This is a genomic window from Bifidobacterium felsineum (assembly GCF_002802915.1).
Classification (GTDB): Bacteria; Actinomycetota; Actinomycetes; order Actinomycetales; family Bifidobacteriaceae; genus Bifidobacterium; species Bifidobacterium felsineum.
In genome coordinates, this window is record NZ_PEBJ01000002.1 from 384094 (window position 1) to 407262 (window position 23169).

15 protein-coding genes and 1 pseudogene are annotated in these 23169 nt (G+C 56.2%); 3 read left to right on the plus strand and 13 right to left on the minus strand.

Going from position 1 to position 23169, the window contains the following annotated elements; genetic code table 11:
• Positions 1-167: 167 nt before the first annotated feature.
• Positions 168-905: a thiaminase II gene (gene tenA / locus CSQ86_RS05285; protein WP_100494057.1), complete on the minus strand. Its 738-nt coding sequence runs from the start codon at positions 903-905 to the stop codon at positions 168-170.
• Positions 906-1207: 302 nt separating this feature from the next.
• Between tenA and CSQ86_RS05290 the strand changes: the two genes are divergently transcribed.
• A complete protein-coding gene (locus CSQ86_RS05290; protein WP_100494274.1) occupies positions 1208-2056 on the plus strand; it encodes an aldo/keto reductase in 849 nt (282 codons plus the stop codon).
• 165 nt (positions 2057-2221) lie between these two features.
• Positions 2222-3073 carry an SDR family NAD(P)-dependent oxidoreductase gene (locus tag CSQ86_RS05295; RefSeq protein WP_243387642.1) on the plus strand — a complete coding sequence of 284 codons (852 nt, stop codon included), beginning with the start codon at positions 2222-2224 and terminating at the stop codon, positions 3071-3073.
• A 104-nt stretch (positions 3074-3177) separates the two neighbouring features.
• Here the strand turns inward: CSQ86_RS05295 and CSQ86_RS05300 are convergent, their stop codons facing one another.
• From CSQ86_RS05300 to glgA, 8 genes and pseudogenes are all read right to left on the minus strand, one after another.
• Positions 3178-3381, minus strand: coding sequence for a hypothetical protein (locus CSQ86_RS05300; RefSeq protein ID WP_100494059.1), 204 nt, complete (start codon positions 3379-3381; stop codon positions 3178-3180).
• A 38-nt stretch (positions 3382-3419) separates the two neighbouring features.
• A complete protein-coding gene (locus CSQ86_RS05305; protein WP_100494060.1) occupies positions 3420-4250 on the minus strand; it encodes a nitrilase-related carbon-nitrogen hydrolase in 831 nt (276 codons plus the stop codon).
• 11 nt (positions 4251-4261) lie between these two features.
• On the minus strand, positions 4262-5257 hold the full coding sequence (locus tag CSQ86_RS05310) for a hypothetical protein (RefSeq protein ID WP_100494061.1): 996 nt from the start codon (positions 5255-5257) through the stop codon (positions 4262-4264).
• 23 nt (positions 5258-5280) lie between these two features.
• Positions 5281-6183, minus strand: a complete 903-nt coding sequence (locus CSQ86_RS05315) for a tellurite resistance TerB family protein (protein ID WP_100494062.1) — start codon at positions 6181-6183, stop codon at positions 5281-5283.
• Positions 6184-6200: 17 nt separating this feature from the next.
• Positions 6201-7796 carry a hypothetical protein gene (locus CSQ86_RS05320; RefSeq protein ID WP_100494063.1) on the minus strand — a complete coding sequence of 532 codons (1596 nt, stop codon included), beginning with the start codon at positions 7794-7796 and terminating at the stop codon, positions 6201-6203.
• Between the two features lie 77 nt (positions 7797-7873).
• Positions 7874-8719 carry an HAD family hydrolase gene (locus tag CSQ86_RS05325; RefSeq protein ID WP_165773772.1) on the minus strand — a complete coding sequence of 282 codons (846 nt, stop codon included), beginning with the start codon at positions 8717-8719 and terminating at the stop codon, positions 7874-7876.
• 329 nt (positions 8720-9048) lie between these two features.
• A pseudogene (locus CSQ86_RS10105) lies at positions 9049-9577 on the minus strand (ABC transporter ATP-binding protein); the annotation flags it as partial.
• A gap of 272 nt (positions 9578-9849) precedes the next feature.
• A complete protein-coding gene (gene glgA, locus CSQ86_RS05335) occupies positions 9850-11100 on the minus strand; it encodes a glycogen synthase (protein WP_100494066.1) in 1251 nt (416 codons plus the stop codon).
• Positions 11101-11339: 239 nt separating this feature from the next.
• Between glgA and CSQ86_RS05340 the strand changes: the two genes are divergently transcribed.
• Positions 11340-12776, plus strand: a complete 1437-nt coding sequence (locus CSQ86_RS05340; protein ID WP_133119268.1) for a hypothetical protein — start codon at positions 11340-11342, stop codon at positions 12774-12776.
• A 231-nt stretch (positions 12777-13007) separates the two neighbouring features.
• Here the strand turns inward: CSQ86_RS05340 and CSQ86_RS05345 are convergent, their stop codons facing one another.
• The 4 genes from CSQ86_RS05345 to CSQ86_RS05360 form a co-directional block, all read right to left on the minus strand.
• Positions 13008-13472 (minus strand): hypothetical protein, encoded by a 465-nt coding sequence (locus tag CSQ86_RS05345; protein WP_100494068.1) that lies wholly within the window; start codon positions 13470-13472, stop codon positions 13008-13010.
• An 81-nt stretch (positions 13473-13553) separates the two neighbouring features.
• Complete coding sequence (locus tag CSQ86_RS05350; RefSeq protein WP_100494069.1) at positions 13554-15092, minus strand: glutamate synthase subunit beta; 1539 nt, start codon at positions 15090-15092, stop codon at positions 13554-13556.
• A gap of 1 nt (position 15093) precedes the next feature.
• Positions 15094-19665, minus strand: a complete 4572-nt coding sequence (gltB, locus tag CSQ86_RS05355) for a glutamate synthase large subunit (RefSeq protein ID WP_100494070.1) — start codon at positions 19663-19665, stop codon at positions 15094-15096.
• A 213-nt stretch (positions 19666-19878) separates the two neighbouring features.
• Complete coding sequence (locus CSQ86_RS05360) at positions 19879-23163, minus strand: ABC transporter permease (protein ID WP_243387644.1); 3285 nt, start codon at positions 23161-23163, stop codon at positions 19879-19881.
• Positions 23164-23169: the final 6 nt, after the last annotated feature.

Here is a 23169-nt window from a genome sequence, read left to right on the forward strand (position 1 = left end):
AACATGAAGTATTAACGTTGGAATGATGCCACTCATATATGAGGTTTCCTCATTCAGGTACCCCTTACAAAGCAGTTAGGTATCCGAAGCCCAGCCAATATACCCCTTGTAAGGGAGATATGTACTCGTAGCTCTGCACTGCAGAAGTAGCGAAAGTTTTGAAGCCTCTAACGCACGTCCCATTCGGGCTTCCAGGAGTATTGCATGTCGTAGGCTGAGGCCCAGAACATGTATTCGTTCTCCACGCCGGTCACGAAGATGTCCACGAGTTCCTGCTTACGCTCCTCGCTCAGGTCCTCAACAAGTTCTTCGATGTGTGCGATCAGCCATGCGGAGGAGCTCCAGAATTCCTCGGTCTTGTACATGTCAACCCAGCTCTTGTACGGGTTGCTTTCCAGCGAATCACCAAATTCTGCGGCGAGACGCTGACCGTAGTCGGCATACACCCATGCGCACGGCAGCACGGCCACGAGAATATCCACGAGCGGATTGCCATAAGCGATGGAAAGAATATTTGACGTATAGGCGCGGGCGAATGCGGACTGACGAACGTTGTTCATCTCTTCGGCACTGATGCCGTAGCTTGCCATGTATTTACGGTGCATGGCGGATTCCACGTTGAAAATCGCGTTCTGTACGTTGGCCATGAACCGCATGATTTCAGGATCCTGCGTCTTGGTGAGTGCGAGTGCGTGCACTTTGGCGTAATCGTTCAGATAACGGTAGTCTTGCAGCAGGTAGAACGCGAACTTTTCGCGAGCCAGTGTGCCGTTGCCAAGTTCGCGCAGGAACGGCTGATTGTAGCCTTCCTCCCACACAAGGTCCGCGGCCTTACGCAGTCGTTGAGCGAATGGCGGCAGATGGTCGAGCGTGATGGGTCCGAATGTAGTGGCGTCAAAAGCCATGCGTGCTCCCTTCGATGGTGTTAGCCAACAGGTTCCAAGGGTCAGGCGTCTTGCCTATCTCAACCTGGCATCCCGCATCCCTCTATTCCGCGTAGGATGCAAACAAACCAGGTTCCCCTGCAACGGCCTCATTATACGGGGTCAATGCCATTTACAACACCCCGTACACAGCCCGCGTAATGCAATAATCCGCGAGATTGCCTCGCTATAGTGAGCAATGAGGAAGCCGATTGTATGCCGTTTGTGTGCACATACAACGGCACAAACATCGACAAACCACAACAAAGGAGTTCAGTATGGCACTGATGGAACCACCGGCAATTCCGGTTCGCAAGGCACACGATGGATTGGAGCTCCCGGCCATCGGTTTTGGCACGTATAAGGTCAACGGCTTCGCGGGCGCTGAAGCTATTAAGTCCGCGCTTGAGGTCGGCTACCGTCTGATTGATTCAGCATTCAACTATGAGAATGAGGGCATCGTCGGTAAGGCGATTCGCGAATCAGAAGTGCCGCGCGAGGATATCATTGTGGCTTCGAAGCTGCCGGGCCGCCATCATCAGTATGATCAGGCTCGTGCGACCATTGAGGAATCCGTGGCTCGCATGGGTTTGGATTACATCGACCTGTATCTGATTCACTGGCCGAACCCGTCCCAGGGCCAGTTCGTAGAGGCTTGGCAGGCATTGGTTGACGCTCAAAAGCAGGGCATCGTCAAGCACATCGGCGTAAGCAACTTCCTGCCCGGCCATATCGATCTGCTCATCCGCGCTACCGGTGTGACTCCGGCCGTGAATCAGGTGGAACTGCATCCGTTCTTCCAGCAGAACGAGCAGCGCGCCTACGATGATGCGCACGGCATCATCACCGAGGCATGGAGTCCGCTCGGCCGAGCCAACCAGATGTTGAAAGATCCGACCATCGTACGCATTGCCGAAAAGCATGGCGTCTCCCCTGTGGCCGCGATTCTGCGCTGGCACCTGCAGTTGGGTGATGTGGCGATTCCAAAGTCAATGCACGCCGATCGTCAGCGTGCGAACCTCGACCTAACCGGTTTCGAGCTGGATGAGCAGGATATGCAGGATATTGCTGCAATGGATAATCCGGAGGGTTACACCTTCGGCCAGAACCCGCATTGGCATGAGGAAGACTGAGCCTTTGCCGTGACTGCAGCGTACAGCCTCACACGCTGTCCCTCATGCAAATGTTAACTTCCTGAACTTTTAAGCGAGCCTATCGCAGATACTCTGATTGTCTGTGATAGGCTCGCCCTATTGATGGCAACAATGACGCCGCCACCGAACAGAACGGAGATTATTATGACCGACGCTTCCGTATTCGACCAATATCCACTCGACCAGTGGAAAGAGCCATCCCACCGCATCATGGACCGTTTCTCGCTTGCCGGCAAGAAGGGATTCGTGACCGGAGGCGCAGGTGGTCTCGGCCGTAATGTGGCTGCAGCTTGGGCCGAGGCCGGTGCCGACGTGGCGATTGTGGATTTGCCTCGAACCAAGGAAACGCTCGAGCCACTCGCTCAGGAACTCTCTGAGCGTTATGGTGTAAAGGTTGTGCCGCTCTACTGCGATGTGTCCGATAAGGCACAGGTCGATGCATTGAAGTCCTCACTGGTTGAGTCGCTTGGCACTGTGGATGTGGCGTTCATCAACGCCGGCGTGAACGTGCCGGGCGATAATGCCGACGAGCCATATGAGGTTTGGCAGAAGACCATTGACATCAACTTGACCGGCGCCTATCTGACAGCGCAAATCGCGCAGCACATCATGCGCGAGCATAATCATGGTGGCTCTTTGGTGTTCACATCGTCGCTGTCCGCACACAATGCGAACTTCATCGCCGGCGGTCCTTCCCCGGTGGCCGCATACGGTGCTTCCAAGGCCGGCATCTACGAATACGCGCGCTACTTGGCGGCTGCGCTGGCCCCGTATGGCATTCGCTCGAACGCCATCTCCCCCGGCTATGTTTGGTCCGGCATTTTCGAAGGCCGTATCGTTCCCGAAGCACACGATATGATGACCGCTCCCGTGCCAATGCATCGCTTCGGCACCAATGAGGAGATCGCTACCGCAGTATTGTTCCTCGCCAGCGATGCATCTTCGTATGTGACCGGCACCAACCTACAGGTCGACGGCGGCTACTCCGTGTACTAACTACCCCTGCCGACTGATACCCGTCTCCGCCAAATCCAGCTCCCCTTGTCAGGGGAGCTGTCGGCGTCAGCCGACTGAGGGGTAGTTCCCACGAGTCACTCAGTTCAACTCCCCTGCCGGCTGATGCCGCCTTTGTGACCGGTCGCTTTGAATGGCTGTGCGTGCCGCATCGTCATATTCGATGTTCCACGCACAGCCGTTTTGTTTGCGAGCGCATTGCCGCTATTCGTCTGTTTGTCACCGTCCTTCGCCTGCCCTGGAACACTCATGTTCTTGGCCTGCAACGCCTTCACCCATCGCTCATCCATACACACGCACCTTATCGTTCTATCGTTCAACCGACCATCTATCGTAATTGAGGATCAGCGAAGCGTCGATTGTGTAGGACTGGCAGTGTTTGTCGCGCCGATTCGAGGGCATTGCGATCAAAGTTAGCGGTGATGAGTTCGGGGCTGTTGCTGCCAGCTTCGGCAAGGACTTCGCCAAGCGGACTGATGATGCGACTGCAACCGATGTTACGATGACTAACTTCGCTGCACGCCAGCACATAGCAAGTGTTCTCCACTGCTCGTGCAGCCGTCATCAGTTTCCAATGATATTCCTTGAGAGATCCCCGTACCCATGCGGCGGCAACTACGATGGCATCCGCTCCTCGCACGGCCAGAGAGCGTGCGGTTTCAGGGAAACGCACGTCATAGCAGGTCATGACGCCGACCTTCCAACCATCGATATCCACGATAGGCGGCATTTTTGTGCCGGGCTGAACCACTGCGGTCTCCTTAGCCGAAAACGCATCATAAAGATGCAACTTCCGATAAGTTGCCACAATTTCGCCGCCGCGAATCACCAAAAACACATTGGATACTCGAGAATCCGCAACACCTTCAAGCGAAGCGATATGCACCGTGCCCATCAAGGTGATATTTCGCTTGGTGCTAATGGCTTTGAGCCCCGCAACAAACGCCCCGTCAATAGGCTGCGCATGGGCGGCCGCGAACGCATCATCATCGCCGTCGCGCGCAATCAGCCCTTCGGGAAGCACAAGTAATCGAGCACCCTGAGTTGCAGCATCGCGAACGAATTCATCAATAACCGCAAGGTTACGTTCCGGTTCGCGTGCCACGGTGAACTGCGCGATGGCCACGGGCAATCCGGCAGCACGGCAATCGTTGCTCATGTGTCTTCCTGCTACTCGTCAAAATCCGCTTGCACAAGGGATGCGGATTCCGCGGTCAATGACCCGTTTTCAGATAATAAAGGCGTATCCAATACCGCTTTGATAGAAGCCGCAGTCGATGCCGCCGCCGCTACTGCATGCTTGCTCTCAAGCGTAAATTGCGAATAATCGACGCCCTCAGTATCGATAATGTGTTCCAATTCGTAAATCAAAGGCAGGAATTTAGCATCCAGTCGAGCCAATAACGCATAGAACATGGAGCTGCGTCGGCGTATGGCAACGCACTGATCGATTCCAGCCATCATTTCTTCGCAGTATTGGTCGGTTTTGGCTGACTGGGTTTTGGCCTCTTCGAGATTTTTACCGCCTTTGGCACCAACGATGGCGCCCATCACTAGCAGTGCGGGTCCGGCGACTAATCCTCCAAGAACGGCAGCTCCTCCGGCCACACCCATTCCACCAGCGGCCAAAGAACCACCGCCAAAGAATGCCAGTGTGGCATTGGATGCTGCAGCGCCGCTCAATGCGCTAATGGCGGTTCCAGAGGATGCCGTCGCGAAAGTGGTGGCTGCACTGTATGCGCCAAATGCGGTAAGTGCCCCGCTGGCGATTCCCGTGACCCCGCCTTGCATAAGAGAAGACGCTATATTGCCCATAGATTCAAGCTCTTCAAAAGCGGCTTTATCAATGCGGAGTTTTTCCAATTCATCTAGACCTTCCGATGGTGTGAAATCCACGTTCTTCAGTTGGCCGAATGCGTTAAGGAAGCGCTTCACATTCCCGTCCAGCACAATAATCTTCTCTTTGCCCAGCGCATTGAGCGATCGCGAACACTGCTCACGAAGTTGTTCGAGGCGATTGGCGGCCCAACGAATACGATTATTAGAGTTGACATTCAGACGGTCGGCTTTGAACTGATCCATACCGCCCTTGGCACCCATTCCAACTCCAGCTATACCGCCAACAGCGGCAAGTCCCATGAACAACGGTGCAATGAAAATCGGCATACTATCATCCTCCTCTTTGAGCTCTACCGCTTGCCACCAAATAATCCGCCAACGAAACCTTTAACTGCGTTGGCTGCATTCTCTGCCTGTTTTTGTGCTTCTCTCGCTGCACGATCGGCTTGCTTTCGTACCTCATTGCCAACCGGATTCAACGCATCGCCAACTGTTTTCATAGCGGAATTAACAGCATCGCCAGCTTGCGCCACGCCGGGAGTATTGGCAACAACATGCTTCACCGTATCGGCGGCCTCCTGCATACCCTGCTGCACCTGCCCAACCACTGGAGCCACCGCCTTGTCAACGTTCTCCTTGGCAATATCGAAGACATCTTTTTGCACGGTCATGGCCACAGGCGCCTGCGGGACCATTTCATCTGCCACCAACTGAGTCGCGGCAAGCTGAATCGCCTCTTCGCGTTCGTGAAGAGTCTCGACCACAGGTTGCACTTCAGCATACGGATAATTTGATGACGTGATCCATGCCAACTCCTCCCGTACTGATTGAGCAGCTCTCATCAGGTGCTCCATTTCGGGATATATTGAACGTTCCTTGATAACCGTTCTTGCAATATGGCGGATGAGTTTTCGCTCAGTCTGGTCGTAATGCCCATCCGCATACGCCACAGCCAGCATGTTCCACAGCAGCAACCGGGATGTCACTCCGTTTACGGAATCACCATGCTTCGACACGGCTTGATCAACACCTTCAACTATCACGTCATATCGGTCATCATCTTTATCGGAATACCGCGATACATAACCATCGCAGGAAGCCACCAACTGCTCTGCATATTCGTGGAAATGATTGTTGTCCAATTCCTCACCGATACCGTTGAACAGTTCCAATTCTTCTGCTGTGACGGCACCGTCCACTGCCATCAGATAATAGAATGCTTGCAAAGCAGCTTTGCGCTGAATGTAGGTCATTGCTTCTCCTGACTCTTCTATAGAACAAAGTCTTCGTCGGAGTTCATCATGTCATCGAACTCCTGCTGGGTACGGAATCGCAGCTGGTATCCCAAAGCCTCCTGCACCGTGGCATTGCCGGCCAGGTATCCATTGATGTCATGGGCGAGAATAGCTTCATCCATAGCGTCGAAACTCGCATTGAATGTTTCTGTCTTATCAGCCAGATACCTATCGACCGCTTTATTGAAGTCATCACGATACTGACGAATCAGTTCGACGGCTTCGGCACACTCTTGTTCCACACGAATACGTTCCTCTTTCGCCATTTCGTATTCGTGTAGCGCCGTTGCAAGCTCTTCATATACGGCGATGGCAGCGGCATAACCAAGCGTGCTACCCAACATGCCAGCCGCAATAGCTGCGGCTCCAGTGAAGCCAGCTGCACTGACAGCGGATGTCGCGGCAGCAGTGCCCATTACCGCGCCTAATTGTCCAAGACCCTGCTGCCCCATCTGTTCGATGCATTGAGCTGCGGTCAACTCGCCGCGGCAATACCCTGCAATAGCTTTTGACACGTCAGCGGTTGTGGATACTAGAGTAGCTGCGACATTGGTTTTGGATAGACTACGCACATATCCATTCGATGCATTCTGCATTGCGCTTTTGATGACGGTGCCCGAGAATGCCGTGGCGTAACTGAATGCTGCAGCTGTCGCAGTATCTGCTCCTACACGTTTCGCTGCCTCTTGTGGCTCAATAGTGCCGTTGATGCAACCGACGAGGTTACGAACCAACGAGGTTCCACCGCCAATCAGCGCGCCGGTTTTCGCTTGTGCCATGCCCGAACGATGTGCCAATTTGGCCACGTCCTTGGTCACTGTAAGCTTCGGGTGCACAACTGCCTGTTCAGCTTCGTGTTTGGTTAGCCCGCTTTTACGAAGACTTTTCTTAATAGTGTGGAGCTTATCGATCTCTTGCTGGACACGTTCGGAGGATTCTTTCGAGAGCTGCCCGGAATCCAGTTTGCGTTGCATGTTTTGTATCTGAGCATCAATACCGTCAGGCCCGTTTCCCATCAGCACGTCATAATAATCATCAGGAATATCCATGATGACACCGCTGTCGCGATACTTCGCATACTCCTTGCTCTTCAAAGCCTTCAGCAGAGCTTTAGGACTGCTTCCCACGAATTTCATCTGGGACTCGGAATCAGCCAGAATGTCCCCATAGGCATCAATTTCAACGATGTCGACGATGAGATCGTTGGCTTTGCCTTTCACCGCATCATAGCGCTTGAACCGTTCCGATTCACCGCTGATAATATGCTCAGCATTCCTTCGGGCAGATGATTCAACTTCCGCGCTAAAACCGGCTAGCTGTTTCACCCCTTGTCTGCCGGCCATCTCGGCATTAGCTTTCAGGCTATTGTGCGGCACTGGTTTGACGCCAATACCACCTGTTTCATGATCGACACCACCGTATGCCACAAGATGTTCCTTAGCTGCTGCACCAAAACGTTGCACCGTTTCCGCAGCGGCACCCTCCAAAGCCTGCTGCATAATACGGTGTTCCTTGTCGTGCTGCGATTCATGATTCGCGTGCGTGACGTCATTGTCAGCTTTTGCGACCATTGCATGCTCCTTTCACACGGCCGTGTAAGGCCTTACCATAATGTTCCTCTCGGTCAGCTATCGCTGGCAATCCCCCTTCACACCAAACCGAGAGTGCGGAAGGCGTTGGCGAGGCCGTTGTCGTGGATGTCGCTGGTCTGCAAGTTACAGAATTTCTCGATGCCGTGAATTGCATTGCCCATTGCAACCGAAGTGCCTGCAGCCTTGAGCATGGCAGTGTCGTTATCCGAATCACCGATGGCAATCGTGTCGGCAATGGTATAGCCAAGCGCATCGGCCACGTCGCGCACAGCAGTGCCTTTATCGATGCCATTGATCAGCAGCTCGCCATTGTTCGGGGAGATTTTGTCATACGAGCCGTGCACCGTCTCGAACCAGGGAGACAAATCACGTTTGGTTTGCTCAAAGGTCACATCCGGATCCGGTCCGGTGAAATAAGAGCCTTTGCTGACCTTGATGGTTTCTCCCAGCGTGGAACCGAACGACACTTCCACCTCATCTATGAGATGCCAGAACTTCGCGAACTCACCACGGTTGAACGTCTTGCCTTTGGACTCCAAATGGCGGCGATAGCCTTCGGAAATGTACATGCCGTCCGCACCTTGCCATTGGTAGCTTTCGATATGGTGCAATTTGAAGTATTCCATTGCTGCATCCACCGCCGCAGCCGGCACCAGATGTTGGAACAGCAGCGTATCGCCGACATTGGCTTGTGCGCCGGCCACGGAGACCACGCCATCAAAACCCAAGTCCAGAATGCTGCGCTCGATTTTCGGCATGGAGCGACCGGTGCAGATGAACAGCTTGTGCCCGTTACGCTGAGCCTCATGGCAAGCTTCCTGCGCGGATTCGGGCACTACGTGATTCTCGTCCGCCAACGTGCCGTCAATGTCAATGAAAACAAGTTTGCTTGTGGTCATGATGCCGTTGTATCACACTGCGTAGGCGGACCAGCGGCCGTGGCTGTGCTCGACTTCGATGGGCATGCCAAACAGGTCGGAGAGACGCTCGTCGGTCAGGCCTTCTTCAAGTGGACCTGAGTAGACGATGGTACCAGCGCCGGGATTACCCATCGCGTCGATGCCATCGCTGGTGGCGTCTTCGGCCGGAATGGGCTTCCTTCCCATGATGGCGATGTGGTCAAATCCTGCGGGGATCTCCTCGAGACGGTGGGTCACGAGCACTACCGCGCGATCAGAGTTCTCTTCGCCGATACGGCTCAACGTACGCATCACCTGTTCGCGCCCACCCAGGTCAAGGCCTGTGGTCGGCTCGTCCATGATGAGCAGTTCGGGGTTGCCCATCAGCGCGCGAGCAATGAGCACTCGCGTGCGTTCGCCTTCAGACAGGCGCCACATCTGCTTGCCTTCCAAGTAGCCCACGCGGAAGTCATGCAAAAGTTGACGCGCGCGGGCATATTCCGCCTCGGTGTAGGTGTCCTGCCAGCGGCCGGTCACTGCGGAAAGGCCCGTGACCACGGCGTCCAGCGGATCTTCGAAATCAGGGAATTGACGGCCCAAATCAGCGGATGCGAGACCAATACGCGTGCGAAGCTTAAACACATCGTACTTTCCGAGCTGATGGCCAAGGATGAACACGCGGCCTTCCGACGGGAAGGTTCGGGTGGCGAGCATGCCCACCGCCGTTGATTTGCCGATACCGTTCGGTCCGAACAGCACCCACCGCTCCCCTGCCTTGACGGTCAGGTTTACGTCGGTGATGATCACGCGGCGATTGCGGCGAAATTCAACATTGTCGAGTTGCAGAACGGTGGTAGGCATAGTGAAAAATCCTAAAAAATAACAATTATATTGACAACAGAAAGGGAGAGGCTCGTCTATAGACGGTCTCTCCCTCCGTCACGCTACACGTGCCACCTCGTCCGGCAATTATTGACAGGCTTCGCCTGCTTTTTGCTAGTTTGACTGTCGTCAAACACCTCACCTACGTACAGCCCACTGGACTGTACGCTTTACGGTTCGGTCCTATCAGAGGGAGGCTGGGATAGGTCAATTCAGTAGATACCTCTTGCCAGAGGGAAGCTCAGCAGGGCTTACTTCTTCTGTTCGTCGAGGACGGACTGATAGACCTTGACAGTTTCGTCGGCGATGGATTCCCAGCTGAACACATCGCGGGCACGTTCGTAGCCAGCCTGGCCCATCTTCTTGCGAAGTTCCGGATCGGCCATGATCTTGTTGATTGCATCAGCCATGTCATGCACGAACTTATCCGGGTTGGTCGGCGTGCCAGTACCATCGTGCAGCTGATCGATCGGCACCAGGAAACCGGTCTCGCCATCAACCACAACCTCAGGGATACCGCCGGTGGCGGAAGCCACCACAGGTAGACCGCAAGCCATGGCCTCAAGGTTCACAATGCCCAGCGGCTCGTAAATGGACGGGCAGATGAAGGCATCGCAGCCATGCTCCAGAGCGGACAGCTCGTTCTTCGGCAGCATCTCCTCAATCCACACGATGTTGCCGCGCTCCTTGTCGAGCTCAGCGAACGAGGTCTTGACCTCTTCCATGATCTCCGGGGTATCCGGAGCGCCAGCGCACAGCACCACCTGAACGTCTGGGTTCACGAAGTGCAGCGCCTTCAGCAGGTACGGCAAACCCTTCTGACGGGTGATACGACCCACGAACAGCAGGGTCGGCTTGGAACGGTCGATGTTGTAACGCTCGAAGACCTTCCAGCCCGGATCATCGTCGGCCGGAGTGGCGAATTCAGACATAGTGATGCCGTTGTAGACCACGACCACCTTATCCGGGTCAAGGCTCGGGTAAGCGGCAAGAATATCCTTCTTCATGCCGCCGGAGACGGCAATCACACGGTCGGCATGCTCGTAAGCATCCTTCTCAGCCCAGGAGCTCAGGTTGTAACCGCCGCCGAGCTGCTCGCGCTTCCATGGACGGAACGGTTCCAGGGAATGAGCGGTGATAACCAGTGGCGTGCCATGCAGCATTTTGGCCAGGTAGCCGGCAAGGCATGCATACCAGGTGTGGGCGTGAATGATGTCCGCATCGACATCGTTGGCGATCTGCAGATCCACGCCAAAAGTCTTCAGAGCAGGGTTCGCATCAGCGAGTTCGACCGGAGTGCCATAGCCCACAACCTTGAGGCTGCCCTTGGCTTCGGTGGCATTCGGAATCGCGGGAACATCAGCCTCAGTGCGCTTGCCATCAAACGCGCGCACGGTCACATCGATACGTTCGGCCAGAACCTTGGACAACTCTTCGGCGTGCACGCCAGCGCCACCATAGACGTGCGGTGGGTATTCGCGGGTGAGAATGTCGACCTTCATTGGACTGCCTCTCCTTCTTTCATCAGAACACTGGAAGCAATACCCACTTTAAAGCACAGGGCCCGCAAAAACGCACAACATCCGACGTGCGTTTTGCATTTGCCGGTACATTCGCAACCAACCAATTCTCATCACCCAAGGTCCGTGATTTGACAAGCCTATGAACGCGACACTGGACGGTAGCCATATTCCCATTCTAAACTGAACATATTCGCGCAGGTCTCGAACAAAGGGGTAACATGACCGAGCAACAACCGAAGCATCCATACGGGCAGCCATTACCACCTAATCAATCCAATCCATATCATTCCAATCAGTCCAACCAATATGGTGGATCTTCATATCAAGGAAAACCTTCTCAGCAATCAAATCCATATGTCCAACATCCTCATCCCACTAATCCACAGCAAAGTCCGTATCCTCAACAGCAGTATCCTTACGTTCAGCAAACCAATCCATACGCGCAACCTGGCACATGGTCGAACAATCCGACTGCCTCGTACAGGCCTGCCACCCCACATCCCACGCAATCTCCGTACTATTACGCCCGACCGGTAAAGAAAAGGCGCGGTCTGAGCGGCGGCGGCATCGCAGCCATTGTGATTTCGGTAATTCTGATACCAGTTCTGCTCTTCATAGCGATTACCGCTGGTTTTGCGGCTATGACGAACAAAGCGTTTAATGATGCCGTTCAGCAGTCACAAAGTCAGGCGGAGCAACAGCAGCAGAATGAGCCTAAAGTCACCTATATCACGATGAAGGATCGTCCTTCATATCAGGAAACATATCAGTACGTTAACGGTAAGTATGAGCAGTACAGCCAAGAAGCACTCACCGATTTACAGGGCTTTATGGATAAGTACCGTATCCCCGTCAGCGATGATGGTGGCAAATACGTGACTGACTTCATCGCCGTATTAGGCAAATATTCTTCGAATCTGAAACTTATCGGGGACACCATCGGCATTGATGCCAACGAGATGGACGACGTGATTGCCTCCTACAAAACCGATACGGATACAGTAGAGTCTCATTTCAAGAAAGGCGAGCCGCTTGAGGTGCAGATTACACTCAAGGGCACTAATGGTGATACGTATACAGTCGATGGCCAGAATTCCGTGGAATTGAAACCGTTATGGGCGGACTTGGAACCGAAAATCGCTGCGGCTGCCAATAATATGGGGGCAAATTACAAAGAAAGCGCTCAGAAAATCGTTGAGCTCGCTGGCTTACAAATCAACTGGGATTTCAAAGCCGGCATGCAATACTGCACCAAATCTTCTTCGAATAACCCGGATATGCAAACACTCGAGGATAAAGAAACCTTTGCGTACTATTGCCCGGTTACGCCAAACGTTATTTACGCTAATACGGATGCCAATGGCTGGGATACGGATTATGCGCCCGCCGCAGCGATTCGTCACGAACTCGCCCACCATGCCATTCACATGTATTGCGGCACCATTCAGCCGCCGGTGGTGGTGCAGGACGGTGTGAATCGTTTCGAAGGTGTGACGAACAGCTATGCCATCAAGTATTTGGGAGCGGATGCGAATTGGCTTAAGCAAAGCGCACAGTATGCCGCGCAGAATCATCATGAGCAGTATCTGATGAATGATTTCACCGATAAGGCCGCTGAGGCGATTCATAGAGGTGAATGCGAGGCGATTCAGTAGTAGAAACTGCTCAATGACACGTGAAAGAGGCAGTATCTGCGCTGACCTACCTGTATGCCGCGCAGTTACTGCCTCTTTACATAGCAGAACAAGCAGTAACTGCGCGTCTTATTCGTATGTACGCGCAGTTACTGCCTCTTCTAATAACAAAAAAGGCAGTAACTGCGCATGTTCTTCGTGCAGACGCGCAGATACTGCCTGTTACAAACGATTACCGTTACTACTGCGAGATCAGACGGCGGTGCCGTTCTGATCGAGGTTTGGATTATCCTTCGAGTTACCTGCGGTGAAGAACAGGCTTACCACGCCGACGATGAATACGCCAGACACGGTGGCGATAAGCCACATCGGATGGGTTGGCAGCCACATCACCACGAAGAATGCGATGATGGCCAAGGCGATCAACGTCCAACTGCCCACGCGGAACCATTGGCGAACCGAATGCGGTGCCTTGAACATCTTCGGATTCGAATAGTTCGGATTGGTGGTCAGCAGGGTTTCGGTCTCCTCGACGTTGCCGCCGCTCGGCTTCCATTCCTTGCCATCCGTACCTTCCTGCAGGCGGATGGACTTCTGCTGCAGCTGGTATTCGTCAATCATTCCCGAACGGCCGCGACCCTGGGTCTGATCGTATTGCGACGGCACTCCCCTACGGTTAGCTTTGGCTTGGGCACGACGTTCTCGACGATTCGGCATATGAGTACTCCTACTTTGGAAAAAACAAATCCTGCGGTAGATAATACCGCAGGATTCGCTATGGCAACCGTATTTGGTTAATCAGCGAGGCAACATCATCGGACGGTCAGACGCCTTGATCGGGGCCGGCAGCTCGCTAGTCTTCTCGCTGGAGAGGTACTCGTCCACGGCAGCAGCGCAGGAGCGGCCTTCCGCGATGGCCCAGACCACGAGGCTCTGGCCACGGCCAGCATCGCCGCAAACGAACACGCCATCCTGAGAAGTGGCGAAGTTGTCGTTGCGGGCGATGTTGCCGCGCTTGTCGAGCTCGACCGGCAGCTGGTCGACCAGTGTGGTGGTGTCCGGGTGCAGGAAGCCCACGGAGATGAGCACCAGATCGGCCGGAATCACGCGCTCAGTGCCAGGCTGGCGAGTGAACGGACCGTTCTCGCCGGGGGCCACGTTCACAATCTTCAGACCGGTCACGTGACCATGCTCGTCAGCAACGAAGCCTTCGGCGGTGGCGGAGTTCTCGATGGTGACCTTGGACTGCTCCTCTTCGGAACCAACGAAGTTCACAGAATCGGTGCTGTACAGATAAGTACCACCCTCAGCCATGGATGTGGTCTTCTGGTAGGTGCGGGCGAAGGTCGGCCACGGCTGGTTGGCCGGGCGGGTCTCCGGCTCCTTCGGCATGATCTGCAGCACGGTGACATCCTTGGCGCCCTGACGGATGGAGGTGCCGAGGCAGTCGGAACCGGTGTCGCCGCCGCCGATGACCACCACATGCTTGTCCTTAGCGGTGATGTCGTTGACCGGCTTGACGCCGAAGACGCGGCGGGTAGCGTCCGGCAGGAAGTCGAGGGCGAAGTGGATGCCGTCGAGCTCGCGGCCCGGAATCTTCATATCGCGAGGCACGCGGGAGCCGATGGCCACGACCACGGCATCATAACGGTCGCGCAGTTCATCCCAGGAGATGTCCTTGCCGATTTCCACGTTGGTGCGGAAGCGGGTGCCTTCGGCCTCCATCTGCTCCACACGGCGGTCGAGCAGACCCTTCTCGAGCTTGAAGTTCGGAATGCCGTAGCGCATCAGGCCACCGATGGCATCGTCCTTTTCGTAGACGACCACGGTATGGCCGGCACGGGTCAGCTGCTGGGCGGCAGCCAGACCTGCAGGGCCGGAGCCGACCACGGCCACGGTCTGATCGGTCAGTCGCTGCGGCGGCAGAGGCTTGACGTAATCCAGATCCCATGCCTGGTCGATGATTGTGCATTCGTCGTTCTTGATCATGGTCGGCGGCTGGTGGATGCCGAGCACGCAGGCCTGTTCACACAGGGCCGGGCAGATGCGGCCGGTCACTTCAGGGAAGTTGTTAGTCTGGGAAAGACGGTTATAGGCGTCCTCCCACTTGCCCTGACGGACCAGATCATTGAACTCAGGAATCACGTTGCCGAGCGGGCATCCGGTCATGCAGAACGGGGTGCCACAATCCATGCAGCGTGCAGCCTGTTCGCGAGTCCACGGCTGGAGACCAGATTCGGCGTGCACGTCGAACCAGTCCTTGATACGTTCCTCAATGGGGCGTTCGGCCAGCTCGCGGCGGGTACGGACTTTCAGGAATCCTCTTGGGTCGCCCATGTCAGCGCACTCCTTCCGTGACGTGCTCGTAAACCTTCTCCCAGGCTCCAGGCGAATTGAAATCGATGTTGTTGGCCTTGGCTTCTTCCATGGCCTTGGTCATAGCCAAGTACTGCTTCGGAACCACATGGGTGAAACGCTTGACGGTTTCGTTCCAGTCTTCCAGCAGGGCTGCGGCGAACTGGGAACCGGTCTCTTCAGCGTGCTGCTTGACGAGGTCATGCACCAGCTTGGCGGTTTCGGCGTTCAACGACTTGAACAGCAAGCTGCCGGACTTGATGGCACCCGGGTTGACCTTCTTCATGTCGAGGTCAAGCACGTAGGTGTTACCACCGGAGAAACCTGCACCGAAGTTGCGTCCGGTTGGGCCGAGCACTACGACGGTGCCACCGGTCATGTATTCGCAGCCGTGGTCGCCCACGCCTTCCACCACGAAGGTGGCACCGGAGTTACGCACGGCGAAGCGTTCGCCTGCGCGGCCTGCCACGAACATCTGGCCAGAGGTGGCACCGAAACCGGTGACGTTGCCGGCGATGACGTTCTCGTGCTTATCGAAGGTGACACCTTCCTCGGCACGGATAATCATGCGACCGCCGGAGAGGCCCTTGCCGGCGTAATCGTTGACTTCACCGTAAATGCGCAAGGTTTCGCCGCGCGGGATGAAGGCACCAATGGACTGGCCTCCGGAGCCGTGCAGGGTCATGTCGATGGTGTCGTCCGGCAGACCTGCCTCGCCGTAACGGCGGGTAATCTCGTAGCCGACCATCGTGCCGACCGTACGGTTGACGTTGCGAATCGGCATCTCGATGCGCACAGGCTCCTTGCGTTCAAGCGCCGGCTCGGCGAGCTTGATGAGCTCATTGTCCAGAGCCTTTTCGAGCTCATGGTTCTGCTCGATGGTCTGGTGCAGGATGGTGCCCGGAACCGGGCCGGCCTGCTTCAAGACGTTGCTCAAATCAATGCCGTCGGACTTCCAACGCTTGATGGCTTCGTTCTGGTCGAGGCACTCGACGTGGCCGATGGCCTCTTCGAGGGTCTTGAAACCAAGCTGGGCCAGAATCTCGCGCACTTCCTCAGCGATGAACATGAAGAAGTTGACCACGTGCTCGGGCTTGCCGCGGAAGCGGGCGCGCAGTTCCGGATCCTGGGTGGCGATGCCCTGCGGGCAGGTGTTCTTCTGGCATGCGCGCATCATGACGCAGCCTTCGACGATCAAGGCAGCGGTGGCGAAGCCGAATTCCTCGGCACCGAGCAGTGCTGCGATGACCACGTCGCGACCGGTCTTGAGCTCGCCGTCGCACTGGACGACGATGCGGGAGCGCAGGCCGTTCAGAATCAGCGTCTGCTGGGTTTCGGACAGACCGATCTCCCACGGGGTGCCGGCGTGCTTGATGGCGTTGAGCGGGGCTGCACCCGTACCGCCGTCGTAGCCGGAGATGAGCACCACGTCGGCATGGCACTTGGCCACGCCAGCGGCAATGGTGCCCACACCGAACTCGGAAACGAGCTTGACGTGGATACGAGCCTTCGGGTTGGCCATCTTCGCATCGTTGATCAGCTGCTTCAGATCCTCGATGGAATAGATGTCGTGGTGCGGCGGTGGGGAGATGAGCTCCACGCCCGGGGTGGCGTGACGCACGTGGGCGATCCACGGCGGAACCTTGGCACCCGGCAGGTGGCCACCTTCACCAGGCTTGGCACCCTGTGCGAGCTTGATCTGCAAATCGGTGGCATGCACCAGGTAATCGGAAGTGACGCCGAAGCGAGCGGATGCGATCTGCTTGATGCGGCTGTAACGCTGCGGATCGTTGATACGATCCTCGGATTCGCCACCCTCACCGGAGTTGGAGCGTGCGCCGATGGAGTTCATCGCAAGGGCGAGCGTCTCGTGGGCTTCCTGGGAGATGGAGCCGTAGCTCATGGCGCCGGTGGAGAAGCGCTTGACGATTTCGCTTGCCGGTTCGACCTCGGAGATGTCGATGGGCTTGCGGGTGTTCTTGAACTTCATCAGGCCACGCAGGGTCATGATGCGGTTCGAAGTGTCGTTGATGTGGTGCGAGTACTTCTTGAACATCTGGTAGTCACCGCGCTGGGTGGACTGCTGGAGCAGGAAGATGGCTTCCGGATCGTTCAGGTGGTCTTCGCCAGTGCGACGCCACTTGTAGTCGCCACCAGTACGCAGGTTGCGATGGGGTGCTGCGGTCCACTGGTTCGGATAGGCCACGCGATGGCGGATGGCTACTTCCTCGGCGATCTCATCCAGGCCGACGCCACCCACACGGGAGGTGGTGCCGGTGAAGTATTCGTCCACAACTTCCTGGCTCAAGCCCACGGCTTCGAACAGCTGTGCGCCACGATAGCTCATGATAGTGGAGACGCCCATCTTGGACATGATCTTGAGCACGCCGGTGGAGAGAGCCTTGGTGAGGTTCTTCACGGCGGTGCGCTCATCTACCTTGAGGTAGCCGGTGCGAGCCAGGTTCTCCACGGATTCGAAGGCCAGGTACGGGTTCACGCAGGCGGCACCGTAGGCGATGAGCAGTGCCACATGGTGAATCTCGCGCACATCGCCGGCTTCAACGGCCATGGAGATCTGGGTGCGGGTGTGGCGGCGCAGCAGGTGATGCTGCACGGCTGCGGTCAGCAGCAGGGACGGGATCGGACCCCACGTATGGTTGGAGTCACGATCGGAAAGCACGATGAAGTTCTTGCCGTTTTCGATGGCTTCGTCGATTTCAGCAAAGATCTCGTCAAGGCGCTCCTTCAGAGCCTTGCCGCCACCGGCCACCTGGTAGAGGCCCTTGACCACGTACGGGCGGTAGTAATCGCCCAGAATGCGGGCGCGGTCGAGGCGCTTCAACTGGGCCATCTCATCGGAGTTGACCACAGGCAGCGGAATCAGGATCTTCTTGGCGTGCAGCTCGGAATCGGCCAGCAGGTTCGGCTCCGGACCGATGGCGGATTCGAGGGAGGTGACAATCTCCTCGCGCTCCCAGTCCAACGGCGGGTTGGTGACCTGTGCGAACTTCTGCATGAAGTAGTCGAACAGCATGCGGCTGCGCTTGGAGAGGGCTGGCAGCGGGGTGTCGTTACCCATGGAGCCAAGAGGCTCCTTGCCGGTGTTGGCCATCGGGGTCAGGAGCAGCTTCAGGTCTTCCTCGGTGTAGCCGAATGCGCGCTGGCGGCGCTGCACGGACTGGCCGGAGTGGCTCACATGCTCACGCTTCGGCAGATCGGAAAGCTCCACGGAGTTGCCTTCGACCCACTTGCGGTACGGGTGCTGGGCGGCGAGGTTCTTCTTGATCTCCTCGTCTGGAATGATGCGGCCTTCGGCGGTGTCGACAAGGAACATCTTGCCTGGCTCCAAACGGCCCTTGGACACGATGTGATCCTGCTCGGTTTCCGGCAGCACGCCGGCTTCGGAGGCGAGCACGATATAGCCGTCATCGGTGAGCTGCCAGCGGCCGGGGCGGAAGCCGTTGCGGTCAAGCAGAGCGCCGACCTGGGTGCCATCGGTGAAGACGATGTCGGCCGGGCCATCCCACGGCTCGATCAGCGTGTTGTTGTACTCGTAGAAGGCGCGCACGTCCGGGTCGAGATCGTTGTTCTTTTCCCATGCCGGCGGCAGCATCATGCAGATGGCGTGCGGCAGGGAGCGGCCGGCGAGGTGCAGCAGTTCGAGGCACTCGTCGAAGGTGCCGGAATCGGAATAACCCGGGGTGGTGATCGGCAGCAGCGGCTTGAATTCGCCGAGCAGCTCGGAGCTCAGGCGGCCTTCGCGGGCGGACAGCCAGTTGCGGTTGCCCTGAATGGTGTTGATTTCACCATTGTGTGCGATCAGACGGAACGGCTGTGCGAGCGGCCAGCTCGGGAACGTGTTGGTGGAGAAGCGAGAGTGGACGATGGCAACGGTGGCCTTCATGCGCTCGTCAACCAAATCCGGGAAGAAGTGGGTGAGCTGCATGGTGGTGAGCATGCCCTTGTACGTGATGGTACGGGCGGAGAGGGAGGCGAAGTAGACGCCGACCTCATGCTCCACACGCTTGCGGATGCGGAAGGTCTTGCGGTCGAGCTCCACACCACCCAAGGAACCGTCTTCGGAGGCGATGACCAGGGTCTTGAAGCCCGGCATTGCGGCCAGCGCCTGCAGGCCGAGGCCGTCCGGGTTGGTGGGGACCACGCGCCATGCAAGGACTTCGAGACCTTCCTCGCGCACGATCTTGGCGATGGCCTGTTCCTGCTGGCCGGAGGTTTCGATATCGCGGTCGAGGAATGCGATGCCTGCGGCGTAATGGCCGGCTTCCGGCAGTTCCGCGGGCACGGTGGCGCGCATGAACTCGTCCGGCATGCTCATCAGGATGCCGGCGCCATCACCAGTGTTTTCCTCGGCGCCCACGGCACCACGGTGATCGAGGTTGACCAGCACCTCGATGGCGTCCTTGACGATCTTATGTTCAGGGCGCTTGTTCAGAGTGGTGACCATACCCACACCACAGGCGTCATGCTCGTTGGAGGGGTCATACATGCCGTCCGGAGCATGGACCGTGAGATCAAGCGGGGCTTTGAATGTCACCGAAATCACCTCAATTGCTTATGGGCGCGCTAACAACGTGCCACTTCTCTAAGTTGCTGTTGACAGCGTAGCGTCGCGTTATGTCTTTTACGTTTCGCTGTCCATATACCGAGTAGGCGAAAATGTCAAGAGTCAATTTTACGCAATTTTGGGACACTTATAGAACCGGCCGCGTCACAGGTAATTTCACATCCCATGACGCAGCCATTCGTACTATTCCACCGATTTCAACGCGGCGAGCATGTCCACCGTGCGCAATCGCCGGTACACCACCGCACCCAGCAGCGCCAGCACTGCCGCAATCAGCACCAGGGGCACCACGAACGCGGCCCTGCCGAGCGCCGGATCGAACATCACCTCGTCCGGCGGCACTTCGGTGATGATGTACTGGTGCAGCCATCCGCCGAACGCGTAACCGCCCAGAATGCCCAGCGCGGACAACACGATGGTTTCGCGGTAGATATACATCGTGGTCTCATTCGAATGGAAACCAAGCACCTTGATGGTCGAGAGTTCGCGGATTCGCTCGGAAACATTGAGATTGGTGAGGTTGTAGAGAATCACGATGGCGAGCAAAGCCGCCACCAAGATCAGCACTTCCATGATCTGGTTAAGCGAATCCACGATGGTGGCCACCTGATTCTTCATCGTAGTGTTCTGCACCACTGACCTGACGCCATCCACTTTCATGAATCGTGCGCCTTGCTTTTCGGCGTTCTCGATGCTGTTCTCCTTGAGCTTCACCATGTATGCATTCGACTGGTAATCCTTATGAAATACATGCTCGTATTCGCCAGAGCTCATCACCATGAAATGCCCGATGTACATTTCGGTGACGCCGTCCACGCGCACGCGTCGGTTCACACCATTGCTGTCGGTTACGGTGACGGTATCCCCCACTTTGGCGTTCAGCATGTCCGCCATGCGTTCGGAGATGATCGCTCCGCGATCGGTGAGCACCTGCGGCTTACGCCCAACCCGCGAGCGCAACGTCAGATAATCCCCGAAGTTGTAGGCGTCATCGGTGACCAGCAACGTAATGCTTTGCTTGTCGTGCTCCTTACCGGAGGTTTTAGTGAGTTCCTCATAACGAATCGGCGTAGAGGAGTCGACAGCAGACCTTTCCATGGAGTCGGCCACCGCCTTGTTTTGTTCCTCATTGTTATCGCTGCGCTCGGCCACGATGAGGTCATAGTGGATGATCTCATCGAACTGTCGTTCGCCGATTTGCCCGATGGAGGCCTGTACGCCGAGTCCAGCGGTCAGCAGCGCAACGGCTCCTGCCACACCGAAGATGGTCATGAGGCCGCGCGTCTTGTATCGGAATAGATTACGAGCGGTGACTTTGCGTGTGAAGTTCAGTCGATTCCACAGAGGCTTGATGCGCTCCAAGAAGATTTTCGAACCTTTGGCCGGCGGCTTCGGCAACAGCAGGGCTGCGGGCTTCTCCCGCAGTTCACGGTATGCGGCGAGCATGGCCGGCACCACGGCACTCACCCAAGCGAGCAGGAATGCCACCGCTGTCACAACCGGATGGAACACCAGCGCGATGCGCGGCACGGTGAAGCCGTCGCTGTATGCATGGTAGACGATCATCGGCAGCAGTGTATGGCCGAGGAGCACGCCGAAAATCGTGCCGATGGTGGAAGCGGTGAACCCGTAGAACACGAATTTCTTCAGGATGTCCTGATTGCCGTAGCCCAAGGCCTTCAGCGTACCGGAGTTGGTACGCTCCTCATCCACCATGCGGCCCATAGTGGTGAAGGTTACCAATGCGGCCACAAAGTACAGGAACACCGGAAAGATCATCGCCAACTTTTCCACGATGTTCGCAATAATCTCGTAGACTCGGTAGCCTTCCGAAGTCAATCCTTCTCGGCGTCCATCAATTGAGTACGCGGGTACTTCGAGCGTGTCCACTTTTTCGCGGGCCAATGCGATGTCATGTTCGGCTTTTTTGATTTTCTGCTCGGCGGCCGGCTTGGCATCGTTGAATTCCTGCAACTTCTGGTTGTATTCATCCTCCGCTTTTTCGATGCTTCGGTTGCCTTCGATCAGCTGGCTTGCTCCCGCCGATGCACTGGCCGGGGCACTGGATACAGCCGAGCCCAATTCGCTCTGCTTATTAGCCAACTGATTGGCGGCATCCGCAATGGCTGCAGCGTTCTGCTGGTATTCCTCACTGCCCTGCTCGAGAGCTGAGGCACTGGAGTTCCACTGCTGCAACGCCGTGTTGTATTCGCCGAGTTTGTTGTTGTATTCCTTCGCTGCATCGTTGTATGCCTGCAATGCTTTGTCATACTGCGCTTTCACGCTGGTATACGCATTGCCGGCGAGCCCGGAATCGGCCCAGGATTGCAGCGCCGCACCTGTTTTATCCAGCACTGTTTTGGATGTGTCCAACGCTGTGCGAGCCATATCCAATTGTGTTTTGGCGTCGGAAAGCTGTTGCCAGGCCACACCAAGCTGACCTTGTCCTTGGCTCAGCTGCTGCCCACCCGCTACCAACTTGGTTTGTGCCGCAGTTAATTGTGAACCTGCGGAGGCGATCTGCGCACTGGCACCAGAAAGTTCTGCCAGTGCCGATGATGCCTGATCAACTGCTTGAATGCTGCCATCGGCCAACTGGTCTTTGCCTGATTCGATTTGCGCTTTGGCATCATCCAACTGTGTCTGCGCGTCACTGAGCTGCTGCTTGGCTGCATCGACTTGGGACTGTGCCTTATCGATCTGTTGACGGCGTTCATCTTTAATGGAATTCTCACGGGCCTTAGGCTGATCGGCAAGACGCTTGGTCAAGGTGTCCTTATGCGCCTGCACAAGGTCTCGGTATTCGCTGGTCCAATAATCGACATTTTGCGTGTCGTTGAAGGTCACGCGGCCGATCATCTTCACCTTGGATTCGAAAGCGGCATCTGTCACCACTGCGTAACCGTCGAGTTCGCCGGTGCCCGCCGTGGATTGGCCGAGGTTCACGTTCGATAATCCTTCAGTGGAATTCACGAATCCGACTACCGTGTATCGGCTATGCTTCAGGACCTTGTCTCCCGCAATATCTGGCTGTTCGCTGATGGTGATGGTGCTATCGATGGCGTACTTACTCCGCTCGGTGCGGTCCAATGCGATTTCGTTGGCCTTATTCGGCAGCCGACCTTCTTCGACGGCGAATGTGGAGATGGTTTTCGGATTGGAGTAGACGCGCAGGCTGTGGTTGCTGTTTTTGATGGTCACGTCTTTGAAATAGCCGAATTCCGCGGATTTGACGCCGGTGGTATTGCGAACGATGCGCGCATCTTCATCGGTCAGACCATAGTCGCTGATAACAGTAACGTCAGCCAGATGATTGGTGTTGTAGTAGTCGGTGCCGGTGATACGCATGTTCGGTCCAGTAACGAACAGTCCGACGAGCGCGAAAGATCCGAGCAGCATCAGGCTCACGATGGAAAGAAAACGGCCCTTGGATTTGTTCAGGGTAGCGAAGATATCTTTCCAAAGCATGTGTTT